The sequence below is a fragment of the Mesorhizobium sophorae genome, from assembly GCF_002270415.1.
Classification (GTDB): domain Bacteria; phylum Pseudomonadota; class Alphaproteobacteria; order Rhizobiales; family Rhizobiaceae; genus Mesorhizobium; species Mesorhizobium sophorae.
On the sequence record NZ_NNRI01000008.1, the window covers coordinates 487501 to 510935 of the forward strand.

A 23435-nucleotide genomic window follows, 5' to 3' on the forward strand; every position below is an offset into this window, starting at 1 on the left:
CACGCGCCGTCGCCGACGATCAGGCGCCGGCTTTCGCCGAGGAAATCATTCCCTTCACCAAGGATCTCGACATTACCGAGGCCTTTGCCGATTCGGGCTATACGGGAGAAGACGCCACCGGCATGGCCGAAGCGATCGCCAAGCTGTTGAACGCGACGGCGCTCAAGGCCGGAACCGTGCTGCGTGTCGGGCTCGAGGTGCATGGCGACGCCGCCAAGGTCGTGCGCACCAGCGTCTACGACCGAACGCAGCACATCGTCACCATCGCGCTCGACGATCGCGGCCAGTATGTGCCGGCGCAGGAGCCGGATCCGAACCCCGAATTGCTGACGGCGTTCGACGACTCACCGCCCGTGGTGGTGCGCGGAAATTTGCCGAACATCTATGACGGCATCTACCGCGCCGCTTATTCCTACGGCATGTCGAAAAAGATGACCCAGCAACTGGTCAAGCTGCTGGCATCCGGCGTCGACTTCCAGTCGCGACTCAATCCGGCGGATCGCCTCGAAGTCTTGTTCTCGCAGCCGGACGGCGACGACCAAGCGTCCGACGAGTCCGAACTGCTTTATGTCTCATCGACCTTCGGTGGGCAAACGCGCAACTTCTACCGGTTTCAGATGCAGGACGGTAGCGCGGACTATTTCGACGAGGACGGCAGCAGCGCCGAGCAGTTCCTACTGCGCAACCCACTGCCAAACGGGAGATTTACCTCCGGGTTTGGTGCGCGCAGGCATCCTATCCTCGGCTATGTCCGCATGCACACAGGTACGGACTGGGCCGCCCCGATCGGATCGCCGATCATCGCCGCCGGCAATGGCGTCGTCGAGAAGGCGGGCTGGGCCGGCGGCTATGGCAAACAGATCATCATTCGCCATGCCAATGGCTACGAGACGTCCTACAATCACCAGAGCGCCTTTGCCAAAGGCATCGAAGAAGGCGTGCGGGTTCGCCAGGGCCAGGTCATTGGTTATCTCGGCCAGACCGGCCTCTCCACCGGTCCGCATCTCCATTACGAGCTGATCGTCAACGGCACCAAGGTCGATTCGATGCGTGTCCGGCTGCCGGTCGGCAAAGTGCTGAAGGGCGATGATCTCGTCGCCTTCAAGCGCGAACGCGAGCGCATCGACGATCTGCTGAAGCAGGAAGACAGTGATTCGCTGAAGGTTGCGAGCGCCAAGATCGACGGCTGATTCGCTGATTTTCAGCCTTGCGGATTTTCCGCACGCCACGGCCATGGCAGCCGCTGACCGGGAATGGTCGTCCACGCGATCACTGCTGAAAGCAGGCAGAGCAGTGCCGTCACCGAAGAGACGGCGGAAAACGCCGCGTCGCCGGCGGCAAGCCTTGCCGCATCGACTGCCGGCGCCAGCCCAACCGTCGCCGGTTCGCCAAAGCCGGGCACGCCGGGCGTCGCATTCCCATCGAGTGCTTTCGCGTAGACCGAAGCCGCAAGCGAGCCCATCGCTGCCACCGCGATCAGGCCGCCGATGCGCGAGACGGCATTGTTTATGCCGGAGGCAGCACCGGTATCCTTGTCTTCCACCGCCGTCATGATCGCGGTCGATAGTGGCGACACGACCAGCGCCATGCCGAGCCCCATCAGCCCCATCAGCGGAAATGTTCCCGTCCAGAAATTGTGGATGCCGGCATGGGCGAGCAAGGCAAGTCCGGCAAACGCGAAAGCCACGACAAGGCTGCCGAAGGCGATCGGAAAGCGTGGCCCGATCCGATCGGACAACTGGCCGACGGGCCTCGACAAAAGTGCCATCGATGCCGACAGCGGCAGGAAGATGAAGCCGACCTCGGCCGTGCTCAGTCCCCAGCCGGCGATCAGCAGCATCGGCAGATAGAAGAGATTGGCCGACAGCGCGAAATAGAGGAAGAACGTCGCGAGATTGGCGCCGGCGAAAGCGCCGATGCGAAACAGCGACAGATCGATCATCGGCTCGCGCTGCCAAAGCTCGAAGGCGATGAAGACAGCCAGCAGCATTGCGCCGACGGCAATGCTCGGCCCCGACAAATGGCCCTCGCCACTGGCGCTCATCGAGGTCAGCCCGTAGGCGAGCGCGCCGAAGGCCAATGTCGCCAGCGCGGCACCGCCGAGATCCAGGCTGCGTTTTTCCGTCGGCGCATCGGCCGGGATCTTGGCCAGCAGTAGATAGATCGAGATCAGGCCGAGCGGCAGGTTGACCGCGAAAATCGCCCGCCAGATGCCGTCACCGAATGCCGACAGCACGAAACCACCGAGCACCGGGCCAAGTGCCGTGGTCAGCGCCGAAGCCGCGGCCCAGATGCCGATGGCACGGCCGCGCTCTTTTTTCGGATAGGCCTTGGCGATGATGGCGAGGCTGCCCGGCACCATGATCGCCGCACCAATGCCCTGCAGCGCTCGAAATGCGATCAGCACCACCGCATTCGGCGCCAGCGCACAGGCAAGCGAGGCGACAATGAACAGCGCAATGCCTGCCACGAAGGCGCGGCGCAGACCGAATCGATCGCCGGCGGCCCCGCCGGCAAGGATCAGTGCCGAGAGCGTCAACGCATAGGCATTGGAAATCCACTGCGCCTGCGCCAGGCTGGCACCAAGGTTGACGCGAATCGCCGGCATGGCGATGGCCAGGATCGAACCGTCGATGAAACCGAGCGCCGAGGCCAGGATCGCCGCAATCAGCACGAATCGCCGTTGCGATGGCGGACAGAACGTGCCGTTCGTGGCCGGACTGGTCAGCGGAACGGCGGCTTCGCTTGGTGAATGCATGGAACCTTGCTTAGACCGCAGGCGTGGTGGCAACAACCGGCCAGTGGCTTGCTGTCCTTGAAACCAGCCACATGGCCAGGATCGCGCCTGTCCGGGTGCACACGGGGGCAGTCATGCTACGTTCTGGCTAGGTTTCCAGAAAATTGCAGACGGGGAGAAGTCGATGAAGCGACCACTTGAAGCATCGGCGGAGGGACGCGGCCGTATCGTCGGCATCACCGACGGCGTGTTCGCCATCGCACTCACTCTGATCGTCCTCGAAATCAGGGTGCCCGCGCACGAGGCGATCCATCCGGAGCGCGATCTGCTTGCCGCGATCGCGGCACTGGCGCCACGCTTCCTGACCTATGCCTTGAGCTTCCTGACGCTGACCATCTTCTGGTTCGGTCAGCAGGCGCAGCATGGGCTGATCGCCAAATCCGACCGGCGGCTTGCCACGCTGAACCTCTGCTTTCTCGCCTTCATTGCCCTGCTGCCGTTCTCGACCGATCTTTTGGCCGACTTCCTCGAGTTCAGAACCGCGATGCTGGTCTACTGGCTCAACCTGCTGATGCTCGGCGTCACGCTGTTCGCCAGCTGGCGCTATGCGGAGAAAAACGGCTTCCTGGCAGAGGATGTCGACGCGGAAACCAGCCGCACGGTCTATCTGCGCATCGTCAAGGCGCAGATCCTGTGGGCGGTCGGCGCGGCACTGTGCCTGATCACGCCGTTACTCAGCGTCGGATTTATCCTGGTGGTGCAACTGGTCTATGCGGTAACCCCTGGCGCGAAGTGGGTGCGCAGGATCATCGGCTGAGCGTTTCGGAGCGCCAGCTTCAGTCGACGAACTCCACCGTCACGCCCGGCGAGACCAGCTTGGCCAGTTCCCGCGCATCCCAGTTGGTCAGGCGCACACAGCCATGGCTTTCTGTCTTGCCGATCTTCGACGGATCCGGCGTGCCGTGGATGCCGTAGGTCGGCTTGTCCAGAGCGATCCACACCGAGCCGACCGGACCGTTCGGACCTGGCGGAATGGTCAGGACCTTGTCGTTTTGGCCCTGCTTGAAATTGATGCTGGGGTTGTAGGTGTAGTTCGGATCGAGAGCGACGCGCGATACAGCGTGTATGCCGGACGGTGACGGTGTATCCGCCGACCCGATGGTTGCGGGATAGGCCGCCACTAGCTTGTCGCCCGCATCATACGCGAAGACCTCTTTCCTGCCCTTGTCAGCGACGATACGGGCAACCGGCGTCGAGACCAGTTTGCCGAAATTGGCGACCTTGATGGTCGTGCCGGGACGATTGAAGTTGGCGTCCGGGTTGAGCGCCTTGAGATAGTTCTCGTCCATGTGGAACCGCTCCGCGAGCGCCTCGGTCACCGACGTATAGCCCATGCGGTCGAGCTGCGCCTTCTGGCTGTAGTCTTCCGGGATCGAGGCGACATAGGGACCGGCCGCATCCTCCGGGGTGATGGTATAATTGGCAAAGGCATCGCCGCCGGACTGTGCAAGAGCCGCCTGGATGCCAACCGCATCGGTCGACCGCAGATTGCTGCCGGTGATCTGGTTGTAGGCGGCGAGCGCCTTGTCGACATTCGAACCGAAACGCCCGTCGATGACGCCAGGCGAAGCGCCACCCCGGTCGAGCAGCACCTGCAGCGCCGCGACATCCTGACGTGCTCCCAGCGAAAGCGCCGGCTCGACGGTCGACTTGCCCCCAGTCGTTGGCGGCAGTCCCGCCTGATCGGACGGAGACGTCGGCTGGGCAGGGTCTATCGAGGCCTCGTTCAGCGGCTGGCGTTGGATCGTGCCCGGCTCTGTCGACTGCGGCGCATCGGGATAATTGTTGTCGTAGTTGCTATCGTCCTGCGGTGGCGGCGGATAGGCTTCCACGGAATTGTCGCTGTTAGGATCATATTCGTCCGCCGGCGGCGGGATGACCCGGCCTTCTTCTTCCAACTGCTTGCGACGGAACCGCGCCATGTCTTGCGGATCGTCGAGATAGTAGCGGTCATTGTCATCGGGGACGCGGCCCAGTTCGCGCAGCCGTGTCTCGCGGCGCAGCGCGCGTCGGTCGAGCCGCGTCTGCGGCGGCTGGATAGCGATGACCTTGCCGGTATCGGCATCGACGATGACGCGGTTGCCCCTGGCGTCGTAATAGATGTCGAGATTGCCGTCCTGGGCGACGAGGATGCCGCCATCGTCGGCGGCGCGCGCAATCCGTGATGCGCTGTCCTGCGAAGGCGCGCCGAGCGCGCCAGAGGACAAAAGCCCGCCGGCGAGTACCGAAAGGGTGAAGATCGTGCGCAGCATGGTGGCCAAACTCTCCGGTCCGTAATTGCCGCCGCCCGGCAGTGTCCCTGTACGGCGAACCCCTTCGCCAGCAAACCAGTTCACCACCATATGGTTCCAATATGAACCGGGCATGAAGATGGCGGTTTCCTGGCGCCTCGATGAATATCAGCTAGCTTGCGGCAAGTCCCAGCTCCCTGCGCGCCTGCTTCGTCAGCTTCAGGGCAACAAGGCGATGGCTCTCGCGCAGATAGTCCTTCAGCGCGTCATCATCCATGCTCTGGCTTGTCTGACGCTGGATCCATTTCATGCCGCGCGAAGCAAGATAGGGTGCCGGCCGCAGGCCCGGCTGCTCCTTGAGCACGTCATAGGCGATGTCAGAACATTTGAAGGTGACGAAGAGCTGCTGGCCCTGGTCCCAGCCGCCGATCGCAAAGACCTTGGCCCCGATTTTCCAGACATGAGCGCCGCCCCATTGGACGACGTGGTTTGTCGAAGGCAGCGAAGCGCAGAAGCTGTTGTAGTCGTCCAGCGTCATCCGCGCCCCCGCTTTGTATGAAAAGTCGCGCGTCCAGGCTGGACGCGCGGCGTTGGATCAGGCTGCCGCCTCGGCCGCCACAATCGTCGGCTTCGAGCGGAAGTTCAGCCGGTCAGAACCGGCTGTCACCTTGACGGTCGAGCCGTCGAGGATGTCGCCGAGCAGGATCTTCTCCGCCAGCGGGTCCTGCAGTTCCTTCTGCATCACCCGCTTCAGCGGCCGCGCGCCGTAGGCCGGGTCGTAACCCTTGGCCGCCAGCCAGTCGATCGCCTCCTGGTCCAGCGACAGCGTGATCTTGCGATCGGTCAGCAGGCTCTCCAGCCGCTTGAGCTGGATCTCGACGATGCGGCCCATATCCTGCCGGCGCAGCCGGTGGAACAGGATCACCTCGTCGACGCGGTTGAGGAACTCTGGCCGGAACGAGGCCTTGACGACATTCATCACCTCGTCGCGGACCTGGTCGACATCCTGGTCCTCGCCGAGGCTGACGAGATACTCCGCGCCAAGGTTCGACGTCATGATGATCAGCGTGTTGCGGAAGTCGACCGTGCGGCCCTGGCCGTCGGTCAGGCGGCCGTCATCGAGCACCTGCAACAGCACATTGAACACGTCCGGATGCGCCTTCTCGATCTCGTCGAACAGCACGACCTGATAGGGCCTGCGCCGCACCGCTTCGGTCAGCGCACCGCCCTCCTCATAACCGACGTAGCCGGGAGGTGCGCCGATCAGCCTAGCGACCGAGTGCTTCTCCATGAACTCCGACATGTCGATGCGCACCATGGCGCTCTCGTCGTCGAACAGGAAACTGGCAAGCGCCTTGGTCAGTTCGGTCTTGCCGACGCCCGTCGGTCCGAGGAACATGAACGAGCCGATCGGCCGGTTCGGATCCTGCAGGCCCGCGCGGGCGCGCCGCACCGCCTTCGAGACAGCTTGCACTGCCTCGCCCTGGCCGACGACGCGCTTGCCGATCTCGTCTTCCATGCGCAACAGCTTGTCGCGCTCGCCCTGCAGCATCTTGTCGACCGGAATGCCGGTCCAGCGCGAGACGATATGGGCGACATGGTCGGGAGTGACCACCTCTTCGACCATGCCGACCTTGCCGTCCTGGGCTTCGGCTTCCTTCAGCTTCTTTTCCAGTTCCGGGATCTTGCCATAGGCAAGCTCGCCGGCGCGCTGGAATTCACCCTTGCGCTGGGCAATGGCAAGCTCGTTGCGCGCCTCGTCGAGCTGCTTTTTCAGATCGGCGGCAAGCCCGAGCTTCTGCTTCTCGGCCTGCCACTTTGTGGTGATCTCGGTCGATTCCTCCTCGAGCCCGGCGAGTTCCTTTTCCAGGCGGGCGAGCCGATCCTTCGACGCATCGTCGGTCTCGACCTTCAGCGCCTCGCGCTCGATCTTGAGCTGCATGATGCGGCGATCGATCTCGTCGAGGGCCTCGGGCTTGGAATCGACCTGCATGCGCAGCCGCGAGGCGGCTTCGTCGACGAGGTCGATCGCCTTGTCCGGCAGGAAGCGGTCGGCGATGTAGCGGTTGGACAGCGTCGCCGCCGCCACCAGCGCCGAATCCGAGATGCGCACCTTGTGGTGCTGTTCGTATTTTTCCTTCAGGCCGCGCAGGATCGAGACGGTGTCTTCAACAGTCGGCTCATCGACGAACACCGGCTGGAAGCGGCGGGCAAGGGCCGCATCCTTCTCGACATGCTTGCGATATTCATCAAGCGTTGTGGCGCCGACGCAGTGCAGTTCACCGCGCGCCAATGCCGGCTTCAACAGGTTCGACGCATCCATGGCGCCATCCGCCTTGCCGGCACCGACCAGCGTGTGCATCTCGTCGATGAACAGGATGATGTTGCCGTCGGCCGAGGTGACTTCGGAGAGCACGGCCTTCAGCCGCTCCTCGAACTCGCCGCGGTATTTGGCGCCGGCAATCAGCGCGCCCATGTCGAGCGCCATCAATTGCTTGTCCTTCAACGATTCAGGCACGTCGCCATTGACGATGCGCAGCGCCAGGCCTTCGGCGATCGCCGTCTTGCCGACGCCCGGTTCGCCGATCAGCACCGGATTGTTCTTGGTGCGGCGCGACAGCACCTGGATGGTGCGGCGGATCTCGTCGTCACGGCCGATGACCGGATCGAGCTTGCCGGCGCGGGCATCCGCGGTCAGGTCACGCGCGTATTTCTTCAACGCGTCGTAGCCCTGTTCGGCGCTCGCCGAATCGGCGGTACGGCCTTTGCGGACATCGTTGATGACCTGGTTGAGCGCCTGCGCGGTGACGCCGGCCTTGGCCAGGATGTCGGCGGTCTTGGCCGATTTTTCCATGGCGAGCGCCTGCAAGAGCCGCTCGACGGTGACAAAGCTATCGCCGGCCTTCTTGGCCAGCTCTTCGGCGGTCGAAAACACCTTTGCCAGCGGCTGCGCCAGATAGAGCTGGCCGTTGCCGCCTTCTACCTTGGGCATCGCTTCGAGCGCCGTTTCGACGCCAAGCTTTACGTCGCGGACGTTGCCGCCGGCGCGTTCGATCAGCGACGCGGCCAGCCCCTCGTCGTCGTCGACGAGCACTTTCAGGATGTGTTCGGGTGTGAACTGCTGGTGGTTGCGGGAGAGCGCCATGGTCTGCGCGGACTGGATGAAGCCGCGCACGCGCTCCGAGTATTTCTCAAGGTTCATATCTGTCTCCTTCCATCACCGGCCCGCTTTGCGGCACCGGATCCGATTGCGGTGACGGACCCGCCCATTCGAGCCGGGTCCAGTTCAGCCGAGATATGGTGCATAGGCCATGCTGTCTCAAGACGCCTTGATGTCGGTCAACGCACAATATTCCATCGCGGCACAAAACGAAAACGGCGGAGATTTCTCTCCGCCGTCCGATATCCTGAAATGTCGTTCGATCAGTTGTCGATGTCGACTTTGACCGGTTCGGCATTGCCGCCGTCGGCCGGGGCCACAGCCACCTCGCCGGCATCGGCGCCGGAATTGACATTGTCGCTGCCACTGTCGACCTGATCGGCACTGACGCGCGGACGGCGCGGGCGCCTCGGGCGACGGGCAGCACCGCTTTCGGCGGCCGCCTCATTGAGCTCGGCCTGGGCGGCAAGACCTGCCGGCGACAGGTTTTCAAACAGCGGAGCCGGCTCGGCTGTCGCAACGGATTCGCTGGCTTCGGTCGGCGAAGTGGCTTCGACCTGGGTCGGGGCCTCGTTGCGTTGCGGCTGGCCGCCTTGCTCGGCGGACGAGCCAAAGTCGCGCTGTCCATTCTGGCCGTAGCCGCCATTGGGGCGACGATCGCGATGGCGCCCATTGTTGTCGCGGCCGCCATTGTTGCGCCCGCCATTGTCACGCCCGCTATTGCTATCACGAGTGTCGCGGCCGCTTTCCCGGTTGAGCGCGACCTCTGCCGGCATGCCTTCGATGACCGGCTGCGGCCCGGCGCCATGGTTGATGACCGGCACCTGGGCATCGGAACCAGTGTTGCCGCTGTTGCCGGCATTGTCGAACTCGTCGCGATCCTCGTCGCCGTCATCGTCGAAATCATCGCGATTCTGTTGCGTGTTCTGGATCGGCATCTGCGCCTGCGCGGCCGCGATAATGCGGTTGTAGTGTTCGGCGTGCTGGAGATAGTTTTCCGCCATGACCCGGTCGCCGGAGCTGTGCGCGTCACGGGCAAGGGTGGCGTATTTTTCGGCGATCTGCTGAGCCGAACCGCGGATCTTCACGTCCGGGCCATTGCTCTCGTAGTTGCGCGTCAGGGGATTCGGTCCCTTGCGGTTGTTATTGTTATTATTGTTATTATTGCCACCGCCGCCGCCATTGTTGTTGCGACCGCGCATGCGCCTGTTCTGCTGTTGTGGCCTCATCAAACTCTCTTCATTTTGAAATTTTCGAAAAACTCTTCACGAACGGAGGCGCTCATGCAGCCAGCCGCTTCGTCTCTTCACCGGCGTTCGCCCGCATCGATTGCGTTGGCGCCACGTGCCATCCTGTTCCGGTTACATCACTTGCCGGACGATTCCCGCACGAAGCTTGGGCATCGTTTTGCGCAAGAAGGCAGCTATTTCCAAGGAAGACCGAATCGCTAAGAGCACTGCCTGCTTCGTCTCATCCGGTTAAGGCGACCCTAGCCGCATTCCCCGGCATTGCCAAGCGCTTTTTTTGCACTGCGTCAAGGCTTTGTCCTTTTAAAGACAAGAACCCTGTCGTTTCCACCAAGGTCCTCAAATGCACCGCCCAGCAGGTAGCCGGCTGCGACGAATATTTCCAAGACCTCGTTGTGCTGCGTGTGGCCGATCTCGACCGCAATCTTGCCTTCAGCTTCCAAAAACCTTGCCGCGTCCGCGGCGATGATCCTGTAGGGATTCAGACCGTCCTCGCCACCATCCAAAGCCAGGCGCGGATCGAAATTGCGGACTTCGTCCTGCAGATTTCCAATGTCTTCAGACGGTATATAGGGAGGGTTTGCGGCAATTACATGGTACCGGCCGGAAACTTTTTCGAACCAGTCCGACTGGAGCGCCGTGAACCGACCTGCAAGGTCCAGTTGCCTTGCATTGCGGGTCGCCGTCGCCAACGCGCCCGCGGACATATCGACCCCGGTGGCGATCGCTGCCGGCACTGCGCTGAGCAGCGCCAGCGCAATGGCGCCGGTGCCGGTGCCAAGATCGAGGATGCGGCATTCGCCTTCCCGCTCAGCCGTTGCCTTGACGAAAGGCAGCATCGCCTCGACCAGCGTTTCGGTATCCGGCCGCGGCTCCAGCGTTTCCGGCGACAGCGACAGGCGCAAACCATAGAATTCACGATAGCCGAGGATGCGATGCACCGGTTCGCCGCCGGCGCGCCGTCTCAAGGCATCACCAATTGCCGCAATGGCGCTTTCGTCGATCTTGCGGTTGGGATCGGCAATCGCCTGCGTGCGCGTCGTGCCGGAAAAATGTTCGACGATCAGCCTTGAATCGAGCGCCGGATCATCGATGGCGGCAGCGGCAAGCCGAGCCTGCGCCTGCCGCAGCAGCGGCCCCAGCGCCTCGGGCAGTCGATCAGCCATCGATGCCGATGTCGGCGAGCAGCTTCGACTGGTGATCGGCGATCAGCGCGTCGATCACTTCGTCGAGTTCGCCCATCATCACCCGGTCGAGCTTGTACAGCGTCAGGTTGATGCGGTGGTCGGTGACGCGGCCTTGCGGGAAATTATAGGTACGGATGCGCTCGGAGCGGTCGCCGGAGCCGACTTGCGACTTGCGCGATTCGGAGCGCTCCTCGTCCGCCTTGCTCCGCTCCAGGTCATAGAGGCGGGCGCGCAGGATCTGCATCGCCTTGGCGCGATTCTGGTGCTGCGACTTTTCCGCCTGCACCACCATGATGCCGGTCGGCAAATGGGTGATGCGGACAGCCGAATCGGTGGTGTTGACGTGCTGGCCGCCCGAGCCCGAGGCGCGCATGGTATCGATGCGGATGTCTTCGGCCCTGATGTCGATGTCGACCTCTTCGGCCTCCGGCAGCACGGCGACCGTGGCGGCCGAGGTGTGGATGCGCCCGCTCGCCTCGGTCGCCGGCACGCGCTGCACGCGGTGCACACCGGATTCGAATTTCAGATGCGCAAAGACGCCCTTGCCGGAGATCGTGGCGATGATTTCCTTGTAGCCGCCGGCATCGCCATCGCTGGCCGACACCGTCTCGAAACGCCAGCCGCGTTCGGCGGCGTAGCGCTCATACATGCGAAACAGGTCGCCGGCGAAAAGCGCGGCTTCGTCGCCGCCGGTGCCGGCACGGATTTCGAGAATGGCGTTCTTGTCGTCGGCGGCATCCTTGGGCAGCAGCAGGATCTGGATGTCCTTCTGCAGCGCCTCGATGCGCTCCTCGACCTCCGGCAGGTCGGCCTCCGCCAGCGCCCGCATTTCGGCGTCGGTACCCTTGTCGGCAAGCATGGCTTCAAGATCGGCCTGCTCATGCTCGGCCGAGCGCAGCGCCCTGACCTTGGCCACCATGTCCTGGATCTCGGCGTACTCCGACGCCATCCGCACATAGGCGTCCGGCGCCGGGCCAGCCGACATCTGCGCTTCGAGCATCTCGAAACGCTTGACGACTTGATCCATACGATCGCGGGGCAAATTGACCATGATGTGGGTGCTACAATGGGATCGAACGGTCGTCGGCAAAGGCCTGCAGCAGCGCCCGCATCGGCAGCCCCTGCGCCGGCGCCATCAGATTGTCTTTGAAGAACGCCTCCAACTCATCCAGCGGCAGTTCCGTCAACATCGCCTTGACCGGGCCGATCGAGGCCGGCGACATGGAGATCGAGCGGAAGCCGAGACCGATCAGCGCCATTGCCGAGATCGGCTTACCGGCGAGTTCGCCGCACAGGGTTACCGGCGTGTGGTTGCGGATGCCGGCATCGGCGATCTGCTTCAGGACGCGCAGGAACGGCGCCGACAGCGTATCGAACCGGTTGGCCAATTGCGTGTTGCCTCGGTCGACGGCCATGACGAACTGGAACAGATCGTTCGAACCGACCGAGACGAAGTCGACCGCTTTCATCAATTCGTCGAGCTGGAACAGTAGCGACGGCACTTCCAGCATCGCGCCCAGCTTGAGGCTGGTCGGCAAATGATGGGCAAAGCGCGACAGATGCCTGACCTCGCGGTCGATGATCTCGCGCGCCTGGGCGATCTCGCCAAGCTCGGTCACCATCGGCAGCATCAGCTTGAGTTCACGTCCGCCACTGGCCTTGAGCAGAGCGCGTATCTGGGTGCGCAGCAGACCCGGCCGGTCGAGCGTCAGGCGGATCGCCCGCCATCCAAGCGCCGGGTTCTCCTCCTGGATCGCACCTTTGAAATAAGGTAGCACCTTGTCGCCGCCAATATCGATGGTGCGGAAGGTCACCGGCTTGCCGCGCGCTGCCTCGAGCACGTCGCGGTAGAGCTTTTCCTGGGCCTCGGCGCGGGGAAATGTCGAGGCGACCATGAACTGCAGTTCGGTGCGGAACAGGCCGATGCCGGCCGCGCCCGCCTCGGCAAGCTGCGGCAGGTCGACGGCAAGACCGGCATTCATCAACAAGTCGACCTGGACACCGTCCCTGGTCGTCGACGGCTTCTTGCGCAGTTCGCGATAGACCTCTTGCCGGCGTGCCCGGAAACGCACCTTTTCGGCATAGGCGGCTTCGAGGTCGGACTGCGGCCGCAAATGGATCACGCCCTCTTCGCCGTCGACGATGATGGCATCGCCGTTTTCCGCCATGGAAACGGCGCCCTTCATCTGGCCGGCGACAGGAATGCCCATGGCGCGCGCGACGATGACGACGTGGCTGGTGGCAGCACCGTCCTCCAGCACCAGCCCGCGCATCTTGTCGCGGGGATAGTCGAGCAACTCGGCGGCGCCCATCGAGCGGGCGACGATGATGGCATCCTTCGGCAGCGACGCCGCGACATCTTCCGGCCCACGCCCCATCAGCTGGCGCAGCAGCCGGTTGGCGAGGTCGTCGAAATCGCTCATCCGCTCGCGCAGATAGGGATCGGTCATGTGCAGCATGCGGGCACGCATGTCGCTCTGCACCTTTTCCACAGCCGCTTCCGCCGTCAGGCCGTTGCGGATCGCCTCTTCCAGCCGGCGCACCCAGCCGCGGTCGTTGGCGAACATGCGATAGGCTTCCAGAACCTGGCGATGTTCGCCCTCGAAGGCGACGTCGCGGCGTTCCAGCATGTCGTCGATGGAGAGCCGGAGCGAGCCGAGCGAGGTCTCGAGCCGCCTGATCTCTTCCTCGCTGTCCTCGTTGAACAAATTGGTGACGACGATGCGCGGCTCGTGCAGCACGACATGGCCAAGCCCGACGCCGTCGTTGAAGGACAGACCGGTGAAACTGACCGGACGGCGCAGGTCGAGTTCGAGACCCGGCCGGGTCAGCCGCGCCAGATCGCCGGTGGCGATCATCTCGGCGATGACCATGGCGGTGGTTTCCAGCGCCTCGACCTCGTCGTCTCGGTAATGGCGCATCGTCTTGTTCTGCACGACCAGCACGCCCAGCGTGCGCCCTGCCCGCAGCACCGGCACGCCAAGGAAGGAGTTGTAGATCTCTTCCCCGGTCTCCGGCAGGTAGGCAAAGGCCGGGTGTTCCTGAGCGTTGGAAAGGTTGAGCGGCCGCGCGCTGGCCGCGATCGTGCCGACCAGGCCTTGCCCCAGCCGTAGCTGCGCCAAGTGGACGGCGTTCGGGTTCAAACCTTCGGTGGCGTAGAGTTCGAGCACCGAATCGGCGCGCAGCACGTAAAGCGAGCAGACTTCGGCGACCATGTTGGAGGCGATGTCGCGCACGATCCGGTCAAGCCGCTCCTGCGGCTCCAGCGGCTCCTGCATGAGCTCGCGGAGCCGTTTCAGCAAAACGCGCGGGCCACTGGCCTGATCACGCATCGCGGCTTCTTCTCCAATGGGCATTCTGCCCGCCGCAGTTTCCACTGCGACCGGCGCACACGCAACAACTCAAATCGTTCTCGCTACTGCTTATCCAGACCGTAGACGGAATGCAAAGTACGAACCGCAAGTTCGGTGTACGGACCGTCGATCAGTATCGAAATCTTGATCTCGGAGGTCGTGATGGCGCGGATGTTGATCGAACGGTCGGCCAGCGCCTTGAAAGCGGTGGCGGCGACGCCGGCATGGCTCCTCATGCCGATGCCAATGACCGAAACCTTCGACATGCCGGCTTCCGATTGCACGACATCGTAGCCGATCGAGGCTTTCAGCCGCTCGAGCACGGCAAGCGCCTTGTCGACATCGCCTGACGGCACGGTGAAGGTCATGTCGGTGAACTTGCCGTCCTCGGAAATGTTCTGGACGATCATATCGACATTGATGTTGGCCTCGGCCAGCGGCCCGAAGATGCCGGCGGCGACGCCTGGCCGGTCGCCGACACGGCGCAGCGAAATCTGCGCTTCGTCCTTGGCATAGGCAATTCCGGTGACGACCTGCTGTTCCACGATCTCTTCCTCGTCGCAAATGAGCGTTCCGGGCGGATTGAGCAAATCCCCCATTCCGGGCGCATCGGGATCGTCGAAGGACGACCGCACGAAGGTACGCACCCTGTGCACCATGGCAAGCTCGACCGAACGCACCTGCAGAACCTTGGCGCCAAGCGAGGCCATTTCAAGCATTTCCTCGAACGAGATCTTGGCCAGCCGCCGCGCCTTCGGCTCGATGCGCGGATCGGTGGTGTAGACCCCGTCGACGTCGGTGTAGATGTCGCAACGATCGGCCTTGACCGCTGCAGCGATCGCCACCGCGCTGGTGTCGGAACCACCGCGGCCAAGCGTGGCGATGCGATTGTCCGGGCCGATGCCCTGGAAGCCGGCGACCACCGCCACCTGGCCCTCGCCGAAACGCTTGATCAGGAAGGCGCCGTCGATGTCGAGGATGCGCGCCGCGCCGTGCGCATTGTCGGTCTTGATCGGGATCTGCCAGCCCTGCCAGGAACGGGCGTGCACGCCCATGTTCTGCAAGGTGATTGCCAGAAGGCCGGCGGTGACCTGTTCGCCGGAAGCGACGACTGCATCATATTCGCGTGCGTCGTGCATCGGCGAGGCTTCGCGCGTCCATTGGACCAGTTCATTGGTCTTGCCGGCCATCGCCGAGACGACCACCGCCACCTCATGGCCGGCGTCGACTTCGCGTTTGACGTGACGCGCCACATTGCGGATGCGGGCGATGTCGGCGACGGAGGTTCCGCCGAATTTCATCACGATGCGCGCCATGGAAGCGAAATGCCTTTGACTGAAGCCGGACCCAGCCCAAAAGCGGAATCCCGAAAAGCGGAAGGCCAGCTGATGCCGGCCGCTGAATGCGCGGCCTCCTTAGCCAAATGATGAAGCTTTCGCAAGGCTGGCGGCGGATTGCCGACTTCAAGAACATGGCATATTGCGCTCCGGTCCGCCGCCGCTTACGAAATGCTGCCTGCGGGAATTCCCATTTGGTTCGGCATAACAGATGATTGCTCGTCTTCGACGCGCCACCCGATGGCAATCGCTCCCGCTTTTCATCGGCTTCGCGATGCTGGCGCTGATCGTCGGCACGCGCGCGGTGCTGGTCGAGGGCCAGCGGGCCAATCGCGCCGCCGCCCGTGAGACAATCGAATATCAGGAACTGCTTTCCGGGCTGCTTTCACTGGCGCAGGATGCCGAGAGCGGCCAGCGCGGCTATCTGCTGACCGGCGAGAAATCCTACCTCGAACCCTATCGGAAGGCGGTCGAGGCAATCCCAGGGCAACTCGCCCGCATCGACACCATGACAGCCTCGGACGACCAGCTCGCCCCGCAGGTCAGTCACATCAAGGACGCGCTTTCGCAAAAGCAGGCGGAGCTGTCCGAAACGATCGCCCTCTACGACAAGGGTGACGCCGCGAAGGCGCTGGAGATGGTCCGCAGCGGCCAGGGCAAGGCCGCCATGGACGATATCCGGACCAGCATGGACACGATCCGGCGTATCGGCGCCGCCGCCGTCGCCGAGCGTGACGAGCACACGGACCAGGTCGAGACCTGGCTGCGCATCGGCTCGCTGGCGGCACTGCTGGCGATCTTTCTGCTCGGCACCTTCACCATCCGCGAATCCCGGCGCCGCTTCCGCGAGGTGGCCGTCGCCCAGGATGAGCTGACGCGCAAGAACATCGCGCTCGGCAATGAGATCCAGACCCGCGAAAAGGCCGAATCCCAGATCCGCCAGATGCAGAAGATGGAGGCGGTCGGTCAGCTGACAGGCGGTATCGCCCACGACTTCAACAATATGCTGGCGGTGATCATCAGCGCCATGAACCTCGCCCAGCGCAAGCTGGAGCGCGGCGAGCACGACATAGCAAAATTCATCGAAGCGGCGATCGACGCGGCAAACCGGGCGGCAAATCTGACAGCCAGGCTGCTCGCCTTCTCGCGCCAGCAGCCGCTGGCGCCGCAGATCGTCGATACCAACCGCCTACTGACTGGAATGTCCGACCTGCTTCGGCGGGCGCTAGGCGAAACCATCCGCATCGAAACCGTTCTTGCAGGAGGCTTGTGGAAGACCCATGCCGACCCGAGCCAGATCGAGAACGCCATTCTCAACCTTGCCGTCAACGCGCGCGACGCCATGGGCGACGACGGCAAGCTGACCATCGAGACCGCCAACAGCCATCTCGACGACAGCTACGCCGCCACCCATGCCGAGGTCAAAGCCGGCCAGTATGTGATGATCGCCGTCAGCGACACCGGTTCGGGCATGGCGCCCGACACCATGGCCAAGGCCTTCGAGCCCTTTTTCACCACCAAGCCGGTCAACAAGGGCACGGGCCTGGGGCTGAGCCAGGTGTACGGCTTCGTCAAACAGTCCGGCGGCCACGTCAAGATCTATTCCGAGCCGGGCGAAGGCACGACCATCAAGATCTATTTGCCGCGCTTCTTCGGACAGGAGGAGGTTGCCGTGCCCGCGGGGCGAGGCGACAACCCCATGGCTCCGGTCACCGAAACCATCCTTGTCGTCGAGGACGATGCACGCGTGCGTGCTTCAACCACGGATTCCCTACGCGAACTCGGCTACACTGTCATCCATGTCGGCAGCGGCCAGGAAGCGCTGCAGGCGCTGGCAGAAAACCCCGGTATCGCCCTGCTTTTCACGGACATCGTCATGCCGGTGATGAACGGCCGCAAGCTCGCCGAGGAAGCGGTCGCGCGCCAACCTGGGCTGAAAGTTGTCTTCACAACCGGCTTCACCAGGAATGCCGTCGTCCACAACGGCGTGCTCGACCATGACGTGCACTTCCTGGCCAAGCCATTCACCATAGAGCAACTCGAAACCAAGCTGCGCGACGTGCTGGACGCAAAAGGATAGCTGGCGCGCTTTCCGGCGGATGCCTGCACCAACGCAGCGGGCCCAATGTTCGGCTATTTGATACAGCACGCCGCCTTGCGGACGCGTGCGTCAAGTTGAGAGATTCCATGACCGAGACGCTGGAAATCGTCAATTTTCGCCTCAAGCCCGGGACCGAGGCAGGCTTTACCGCCGGCAACCGCGTGGTCAGCGACTGGCTTGCACGGCAACCGGGTTTCGTAAGCCGATGCCTGGCCCGACGGGATGATGGCGGCTGGGTCGATGTGGTGCGCTGGCGGAGCCGCGAGCAGGCTCTTGGCGCGGCCGGACGGATCATGGCCGAGATCGGCGATTGCGAAGCCATGCGCGCCATCGATCCCGCCAGCGTCGACATGGGACATGCCGAACTCGTTCTGTCGAATTAAGCCACGCTTTGGCTGGCAGTGGAAAGGTCCCATTGCGGATCGGCCCTGCCCAATCCAGCGACGACGCGGTCGCGGCCGTCCGCCTTTGCCTGATAGAGCGAACGATCCGCGGCATTGACGATTTCGACCCATGACGCGCCGAGTTCCGGGAAGGCGGACACGCCGAACGAGGCGGTGATGGTTCCGAGCGTGCGTCCGCGATGTGTCAGATGCAGTTGCTTGATCGCCTTGCGCACCGCCTCGGCGCGCTCGGCGGCATCAGCGAGCGACGTTCCCGGCATCATCAGGGCGAATTCCTCGCCACCGTAGCGTGACACCACGTCACTGTCCCTGGCGTGTTCGAGCAGCGTGGCGGCGACCTGCTTGAGGACGAGATCGCCGGCCTCATGGCCGAACGTGTCGTTGAACTGCTTGAAATGATCGACATCGAGCATGATCATCGCCAGAGGCTGTTCGGCACGCTCCATGCGCCTCAATTCGCGATTGCTTGTTTCCTCGAGATAGCGGCGGTTGTAGAGCCCGGTGTTGGGATCACGGATCGATTGTTGCCGCAGCGTTTCGCGCAGGCGCAAATTGGCCAGCGCCAACGCCAGCGTATCGACGACGCCGCGCAGGATCTGCTGCCGCTCGGTCAGCCAATCCGGCTTGTCGGCGGCGTCTGGTTCGCACAGATGCACGATGCCAAGCGTCTCTCCCTGTGCCGCCAGAGGCATGCAGACATAACCGCGGCCGCCATTCTCGGTGATGTGGTTGCAGCGCGGCGTCAGCATGCCGGGGCCGGCAACATGCTCCTGGCCGCGCCGCAGCGCCCAGCAATCTTCCGGCGCAAATTGACCAACGCTCGAACGGACCGCGCCCCAATGCGCCATCTCCTCGACCAGATTGCGCGAGGCGCTGGTCAGATGAACGGTTCCGCTCAATCCGCCAAAGAAATCGGGCATGGCCGAACCGACGACGGAAAACGCCTCTTGGAACGTCACGCAAGCCTGGAGCAGCTCGCCGAGTTTGACCAGGCGGGTCGTCGCCTGGGACGTCTCCTTCAGTTCGCGGTTCAGCGTCGACAGTTCCTCGGCGCGATCGTTGATCGCCCGCTCGGCGCTACGCAACTCGCCGATGTCGCTCAACGTCAGCACGATGCCGCCATCGGCGCGATTGAGCGGATTGCAGCTCGCAATCACCGGCAGATATGATCCATCAGGCTTTGCCAGCCGCACCTCGGCCTGATGCTGGCGACCCGTGGTCAGCGCCAGTTCGATCGGGGATGTGCCCTGCGCCAGCCTGTCTCCCGACAATCCCCGCATATGGAGGACTGACGGCCAGTCCTGGCCCTCGATCTTGTCGTTGCGCAAGCCGATGATCTCGGCGGCTGCCGGATTGACGGAGACGATCTGGCCGTTGCCGTCGATAACGGCAATGCCCTCGGCGACGGTCCGGACGATATCCTCGATATATGCCTTCTGCTCGACGAGCTGCCCACGCGAGGCTTCGAGCTCGGATGCCATGCGGTCGAACCCTTGCGCCAATAGCCCGAACTCGTCGTTGGAGATACGGCCGATCCGCGCCCCGGCGTCGCCGCGCGCCAGCGATTCGATGCCGCGGTTGAGGCCGGAAAGACCGGCGCCAAAGCCGCGTAGCAAAAGGAAAGCCGAGAGCGCCGATATCAAAACGGCGGCCGCGGTGCTCAGACCGACAAGCCAGAGCATGTTGTTGGTGCGCTGTTGGGCGGCGCGCAGCAGTGGCGTGTACTCGAACAGAACCGCGCCGACGTTCTTGCCCGGGGCATCCTTGATCGGCACCGCGACAAGGTTGATTGCCTCCGACACGTCGGCGCTGCTTTCGACGAAGTCGCGCGGCGAGCCGTCATCGAGCGTATGGCCGACTTCGTTGTCGGGATCGTGGCCGTACTTTGTGCCGACATTCTGTTCTTCACCCGGAACGTCGGCCAGGATGATCTTGCCGCGATCGACCACCACGAGGTCGCGTTTCGAGCCGCTGTGCTGCGAAGTGACGAATTCACGCAGCGCCTCGGGTCTCTCGAACAACGGACGTGGCGTATCGGCGGCCTTGAAGGCGATCGCCGCCGCCAGTTGCTGTGCAACGCTTGTCGCCTCAGCCAGTGCGGAGGATCTGGTCAGCGACATCTGGGAGACTATTGCAATGCCGCCCACCAGGCCGATCAAGGCCGCTGCGCTCAGCAAAGTAGCGATAATCTGGGTCTTGATCCGCACCAAGGCATCCGATTCTAGGAAAGGCAATGTATATGCCGAATCCCGGTCGTGCTTCAGGAAACCGCCAACCTCGTAAATTTCATGTTAAGGAAGCCCGATCAACCGCCGTCTCCAGCAAGATCGCGGCACCGAAGATAGTGGGGTCAGCCTGGCTGTGCGACGGCTCTCCACAGGCCGGGATAATCGACAACGAAGCCGTGCGGCGACACGTCGAGGATCTCGTCATAGCCGAACATGGGCGCGGCATAGGCATAGCGTACCGTGTCGAGACGCCGGTAGGTCTGATCGAGGCGGACCAGCTTGAGCTCGGGGAACGTCAGGTAGGCGGCTGGGGCGGGCGTCTCCACCCCGATGCCGAGGTTGAACCGACGGATAGCCAGCAGATTTGATGCCGGCGTGAAACCAAGATCGACGTCGACAAGCCCGGCGACGCCATCTTGGACCTCGCCGTTCAGTATCCACTGGCCGCTGGACCCTCGTTCGATCGCGTAGTGCAGCTCACCCGTGCCGGAGAAGCCGTCGACCCGCGCTGATCGTGTGCGCCAGCCGGCATCGCAAATCACCTCATAGGCAAGGCAGCATGGCTGGCCGTCCTGGACGAAGATGGCCTGTCCCCTGAGGCTCTGCCCTCCGTCGGTCGGCGAAAGCAGGCAGGCGTCGTGGCCTTCCACGTCCAGCCGACGCCAAAGGATGGAAGCCGTCATCGGTGTCATCGTCCACTCCCTCGACGTCAAAACGATGCCTCTGCTTCGCCTGCCTGGCCAATGGTGTTTCACCCGCAGCACCCGGCAACTGACATGCCCTGACAGAATGCATCGCCCTGGCGGCCGGGGAAAATTGTTGCCTTGACATTCGCCGCCCCACGCCCGACTTCCTAGCACTTGAGGAGACAACCGATGCCAGAGCCCCGACGATCGACGATCGATGCCGGAGAAGTGGAGCGCTTTTCCGCTCTTGCCGCCGAATGGTGGAATCCGAACGGCAAGTTTCGCCCGCTGCACAAGTTCAATCCGGTCCGGCTCTCCTATATCCGCGACCAGATAGCGACACGCTTCGGCCGCGACCCGCGCGCGGCACGGCCTTTCGAGGGCCTGCGCATCCTAGACATTGGCTGCGGCGGTGGCCTTTTGTGCGAGCCGATGGCGCGGCTTGGTGCCGAGGTGGTCGGAGCGGATGCCTCCGAAACGAACATCGAAGTGGCGAAGCTGCACGCGGCCGAGGGCAATGTGAGCGTCGACTATCACGCCACGACGGCCGAGGATCTGGCCGACGCCGGTGAGAAATTCGACGTCATCCTCAACATGGAAGTGGTCGAGCACGTCGCCGACATCGACCTGTTCGTCGGCAAATGCGGCGAAATGGTTCGGCCCGGCGGCATCATGTTCGTGGCCACCATCAACCGCACGCTGAAGGCGCTCGGACTGGCCATCATCGGCGCCGAATATGTGCTGCGCTGGCTGCCGCGCGGCACCCACCAGTTCGGCAAGCTGGTGCGCCCGGAAGAACTCGAAAAGGCGCTTAGCGGCGCCGGGCTGAGCATCATCGACCGCACCGGCGTCACCTACAATCCGCTTGCCGACCGCTGGGCGCGCTCCAAGGACATGGACGTCAACTACATGGTGCTGGCGGAAAAAGGCTCGGTCTGAACGGTCGCCCTTTTCCTGGAATTGCTCTGGGGTGTGTTGAGATTCAGGTCAGGCCGAGTCGAAAACGGTGGGTTCCGAGAACCGGAGCGCAGCGTACTTTTGGGTACGTGAGCACCGGAAACGCAGGAAGCCACCGTTTGCAGGCCGGCATCACCTGAATCTCAACACATCCTAGGCGTCGAGCGGCCTGTAACCGCCCCGCCAGTAGATCAGCGCCTGCCCGGCATCGCGGGTGCGCACGGCCTCGACCGTGCCGATGACGATGGAATGTGTGCCGCGATCGATCATCTCGTCGAGGCTGCAGTCGAAGGCGGCCACCGCGTCCGAAAGCAATGAAGCTCCGGTCTTCAACGTCATCCATTCGGCGCCCTCGTAGCGGTCCTTGCCCTTGATGCCACCAAAGCCGGAGAACCGCTCGGCGACGCGCTGATGCTGGGGCCCGAGCGAATTGACGCCGAAATGCCGGTAGCGTTCGATCAGCGGCCAGGTCGACGACGACCGGTTGACGCAGGCGATCACCTTGGGCGGCTCGGCCGACAGCGAGACGACCGAAATGACCACCAGGCCGGAGCGATCCTCGCCGACGCCGGCAGTGATGACGCTGACATTGCCGACGATCAGCCGCATCGCGGCTCGAAAATCCGCGACGCCGACAGGAGTTCCCTCCGGAACCTTTGGTTCAGTCATGGCTGGCTCCTCGATGTCCCGCGGAAACGCGCTTTCGGAAAAGATCACGCTGGAACAAGAAGATAAAGCGAATCCAGAGACAAATTCAGGTGAGCCCGCTCCCGGCGGCCATGGCTGCCGGCGTGATGCAGATGCCTTTCGGCCTAGGCCGCTTGCGCTTTCTGGCTTTGTGCCTTGGTGGTGATGAAGACGCCGGCCGTGATGATGACCGCGCCAGCCCAGGTCAGCAACTGATAATGTTCCCCGAGGAAGACCGTGCCGGCAAACAGCCCGACCGCCGCCGCCACATAGCCGATCTGGCTGAGATAGACGGGGCCGCCGACCGACTGCAGGCGGAAGAAGAAGGCGAACATCGCCGACGCCGACGCGGCCTGGGCGACGACGACCAGCGGCACGCCGCCGAGCGGTGCGAAGGCCCCGGCGCCGAACAGAGCGAGAATGCCAACAAACAGCATCGCCGCCGACGCCAGGTGGCTACCAACCGCAAGCTCGATCGGACCGGTGCCTTCCGGCCAGTCCACCGTGCGGTAGATGTTGCCGGCGGCAAGGCTGACCGGGATGAGCAGGCCCATCACCACCCAGAACAAATCGGCCGGCTGGCCGGCCTCGCCGCGTGTGACCGCCACCATGACCGCGCCGACGAAGCCGACAGCGATGCCGACGATGCCCAGCATGTTGGGACGCCGGACACGCAGCAGGATCGAGAACACCAGCGTGATGACGGGCGACAGCGTGAACATGATGCCGGTGTAGCCGGCGCCGAGATGCGGAATGGCCGAGAACATCATGAGGTTCGGGACGGCATAGGACACCGCCGCGGTGACGAAGAAATAGCGCAATTTGCGAGCGGTGAGCCGGATGCGCTGGCCGCGCAGCAGCAGGGCGAACAGCAGCACGCCGCCGGCGCCGAGCGAGATGACGAAGGCCCAGACCATGGCCGGCACACCGGCAGCCGTGGCGAGCTTGCCGAACGGCAACGTCAGGCCAAGCAGGCCACCGGTGATCACCAGCAGGCCGAGCGCCGAATCCCAAAGAAATTTCATCATCGAGCCCTGTCGTGCGCGGCCCCTTGGCCGGC

At 63.5% G+C, this 23435-nt stretch carries 18 protein-coding genes (1 of these 18 running past the window's edge); 5 read left to right on the forward strand and 13 right to left on the reverse strand.

Going from position 1 to position 23435, the window contains the following annotated elements; all coding sequences use genetic code 11:
• Nucleotides 1–1190 carry the 3' portion of a M23 family metallopeptidase gene (locus CGZ66_RS14590; RefSeq protein WP_095084811.1) on the forward strand. 778 nt of this gene lie to the left of the window's left edge, so the window shows 1190 of its 1968 coding nt (coding positions 779–1968); its start codon lies off the left edge, out of view; its stop codon occupies nucleotides 1188–1190.
• 11 nt (nucleotides 1191–1201) lie between these two features.
• On the opposite strand, the gene CGZ66_RS14595 is transcribed toward CGZ66_RS14590, so the two are convergent.
• Complete coding sequence (locus CGZ66_RS14595) at nucleotides 1202–2758, reverse strand: MFS transporter (RefSeq protein WP_095084812.1); 1557 nt, start codon at nucleotides 2756–2758, stop codon at nucleotides 1202–1204.
• A gap of 163 nt (nucleotides 2759–2921) precedes the next feature.
• On the opposite strand from CGZ66_RS14595, the gene CGZ66_RS14600 reads away from it, so the two are divergent.
• On the forward strand, nucleotides 2922–3554 hold the full coding sequence (locus CGZ66_RS14600; RefSeq protein WP_095084813.1) for a TMEM175 family protein: 633 nt from the start codon (nucleotides 2922–2924) through the stop codon (nucleotides 3552–3554).
• Between the two features lie 19 nt (nucleotides 3555–3573).
• On the opposite strand, the gene CGZ66_RS14605 is transcribed toward CGZ66_RS14600, so the two are convergent.
• From CGZ66_RS14605 to CGZ66_RS14640, 8 genes are all read right to left on the reverse strand, one after another.
• Nucleotides 3574–5049 (reverse strand): L,D-transpeptidase family protein, encoded by a 1476-nt coding sequence (locus tag CGZ66_RS14605; RefSeq protein WP_095085011.1) that lies wholly within the window; start codon nucleotides 5047–5049, stop codon nucleotides 3574–3576.
• A 151-nt stretch (nucleotides 5050–5200) separates the two neighbouring features.
• On the reverse strand, nucleotides 5201–5566 hold the full coding sequence (locus CGZ66_RS14610) for an MmcQ/YjbR family DNA-binding protein (RefSeq protein WP_095084814.1): 366 nt from the start codon (nucleotides 5564–5566) through the stop codon (nucleotides 5201–5203).
• Between the two features lie 57 nt (nucleotides 5567–5623).
• A complete protein-coding gene (gene clpB / locus CGZ66_RS14615) occupies nucleotides 5624–8230 on the reverse strand; it encodes an ATP-dependent chaperone ClpB (RefSeq protein WP_095084815.1) in 2607 nt (868 codons plus the stop codon).
• Nucleotides 8231–8451: 221 nt separating this feature from the next.
• Nucleotides 8452–9417, reverse strand: coding sequence for a DUF4167 domain-containing protein (locus CGZ66_RS14620; protein ID WP_095084816.1), 966 nt, complete (start codon nucleotides 9415–9417; stop codon nucleotides 8452–8454).
• A gap of 305 nt (nucleotides 9418–9722) precedes the next feature.
• On the reverse strand, nucleotides 9723–10601 hold the full coding sequence (gene prmC / locus CGZ66_RS14625) for a peptide chain release factor N(5)-glutamine methyltransferase (RefSeq protein ID WP_095084817.1): 879 nt from the start codon (nucleotides 10599–10601) through the stop codon (nucleotides 9723–9725).
• Nucleotides 10594–11673: a peptide chain release factor 1 gene (gene prfA, locus CGZ66_RS14630; RefSeq protein WP_095084818.1), complete on the reverse strand. Its 1080-nt coding sequence runs from the start codon at nucleotides 11671–11673 to the stop codon at nucleotides 10594–10596. Before prfA ends, prmC begins: the two co-directional genes overlap by 8 nt.
• A 10-nt stretch (nucleotides 11674–11683) precedes the next feature.
• The gene (gene ptsP / locus CGZ66_RS14635; RefSeq protein WP_095084819.1) at nucleotides 11684–13954 is read right to left on the reverse strand and encodes a phosphoenolpyruvate--protein phosphotransferase; all 2271 of its coding nucleotides are present in this window, start codon (nucleotides 13952–13954) and stop codon (nucleotides 11684–11686) included.
• A gap of 83 nt (nucleotides 13955–14037) precedes the next feature.
• Nucleotides 14038–15291, reverse strand: coding sequence for an aspartate kinase (locus tag CGZ66_RS14640; protein ID WP_095084820.1), 1254 nt, complete (start codon nucleotides 15289–15291; stop codon nucleotides 14038–14040).
• 232 nt (nucleotides 15292–15523) lie between these two features.
• On the opposite strand from CGZ66_RS14640, the gene CGZ66_RS14645 reads away from it, so the two are divergent.
• Nucleotides 15524–17392, forward strand: coding sequence for a CHASE3 domain-containing protein (locus CGZ66_RS14645; RefSeq protein ID WP_095084821.1), 1869 nt, complete (start codon nucleotides 15524–15526; stop codon nucleotides 17390–17392).
• Nucleotides 17393–17499: 107 nt separating this feature from the next.
• Nucleotides 17500–17796, forward strand: a complete 297-nt coding sequence (locus CGZ66_RS14650; RefSeq protein WP_095084822.1) for an antibiotic biosynthesis monooxygenase family protein — start codon at nucleotides 17500–17502, stop codon at nucleotides 17794–17796.
• Here the strand turns inward: CGZ66_RS14650 and CGZ66_RS14655 are convergent.
• Both CGZ66_RS14655 and CGZ66_RS14660 read right to left on the reverse strand, forming a co-directional pair.
• Complete coding sequence (locus tag CGZ66_RS14655; protein ID WP_143748738.1) at nucleotides 17793–20024, reverse strand: diguanylate cyclase; 2232 nt, start codon at nucleotides 20022–20024, stop codon at nucleotides 17793–17795. The genes CGZ66_RS14650 and CGZ66_RS14655 overlap by 4 nt on opposite strands.
• Nucleotides 20025–20167: 143 nt before the next feature.
• Entirely contained in the window at nucleotides 20168–20737 is a 570-nt protein-coding gene (locus tag CGZ66_RS14660; protein ID WP_095084824.1) for a putative glycolipid-binding domain-containing protein, read from the reverse strand.
• A gap of 183 nt (nucleotides 20738–20920) precedes the next feature.
• Between CGZ66_RS14660 and ubiG the strand changes: the two genes are divergently transcribed.
• Nucleotides 20921–21670 carry a bifunctional 2-polyprenyl-6-hydroxyphenol methylase/3-demethylubiquinol 3-O-methyltransferase UbiG gene (gene ubiG / locus CGZ66_RS14665; RefSeq protein WP_095084825.1) on the forward strand — a complete coding sequence of 250 codons (750 nt, stop codon included), beginning with the start codon at nucleotides 20921–20923 and terminating at the stop codon, nucleotides 21668–21670.
• Nucleotides 21671–21841: 171 nt separating this feature from the next.
• On the opposite strand, the gene CGZ66_RS14670 is transcribed toward ubiG, so the two are convergent.
• Both CGZ66_RS14670 and CGZ66_RS14675 read right to left on the reverse strand, forming a co-directional pair.
• Nucleotides 21842–22357: a flavin reductase family protein gene (locus tag CGZ66_RS14670; RefSeq protein ID WP_095085012.1), complete on the reverse strand. Its 516-nt coding sequence runs from the start codon at nucleotides 22355–22357 to the stop codon at nucleotides 21842–21844.
• A 143-nt stretch (nucleotides 22358–22500) separates the two neighbouring features.
• The gene (locus tag CGZ66_RS14675) at nucleotides 22501–23400 is read right to left on the reverse strand and encodes a DMT family transporter (protein ID WP_095085013.1); all 900 of its coding nucleotides are present in this window, start codon (nucleotides 23398–23400) and stop codon (nucleotides 22501–22503) included.
• Nucleotides 23401–23435 lie beyond the last annotated feature (35 nt).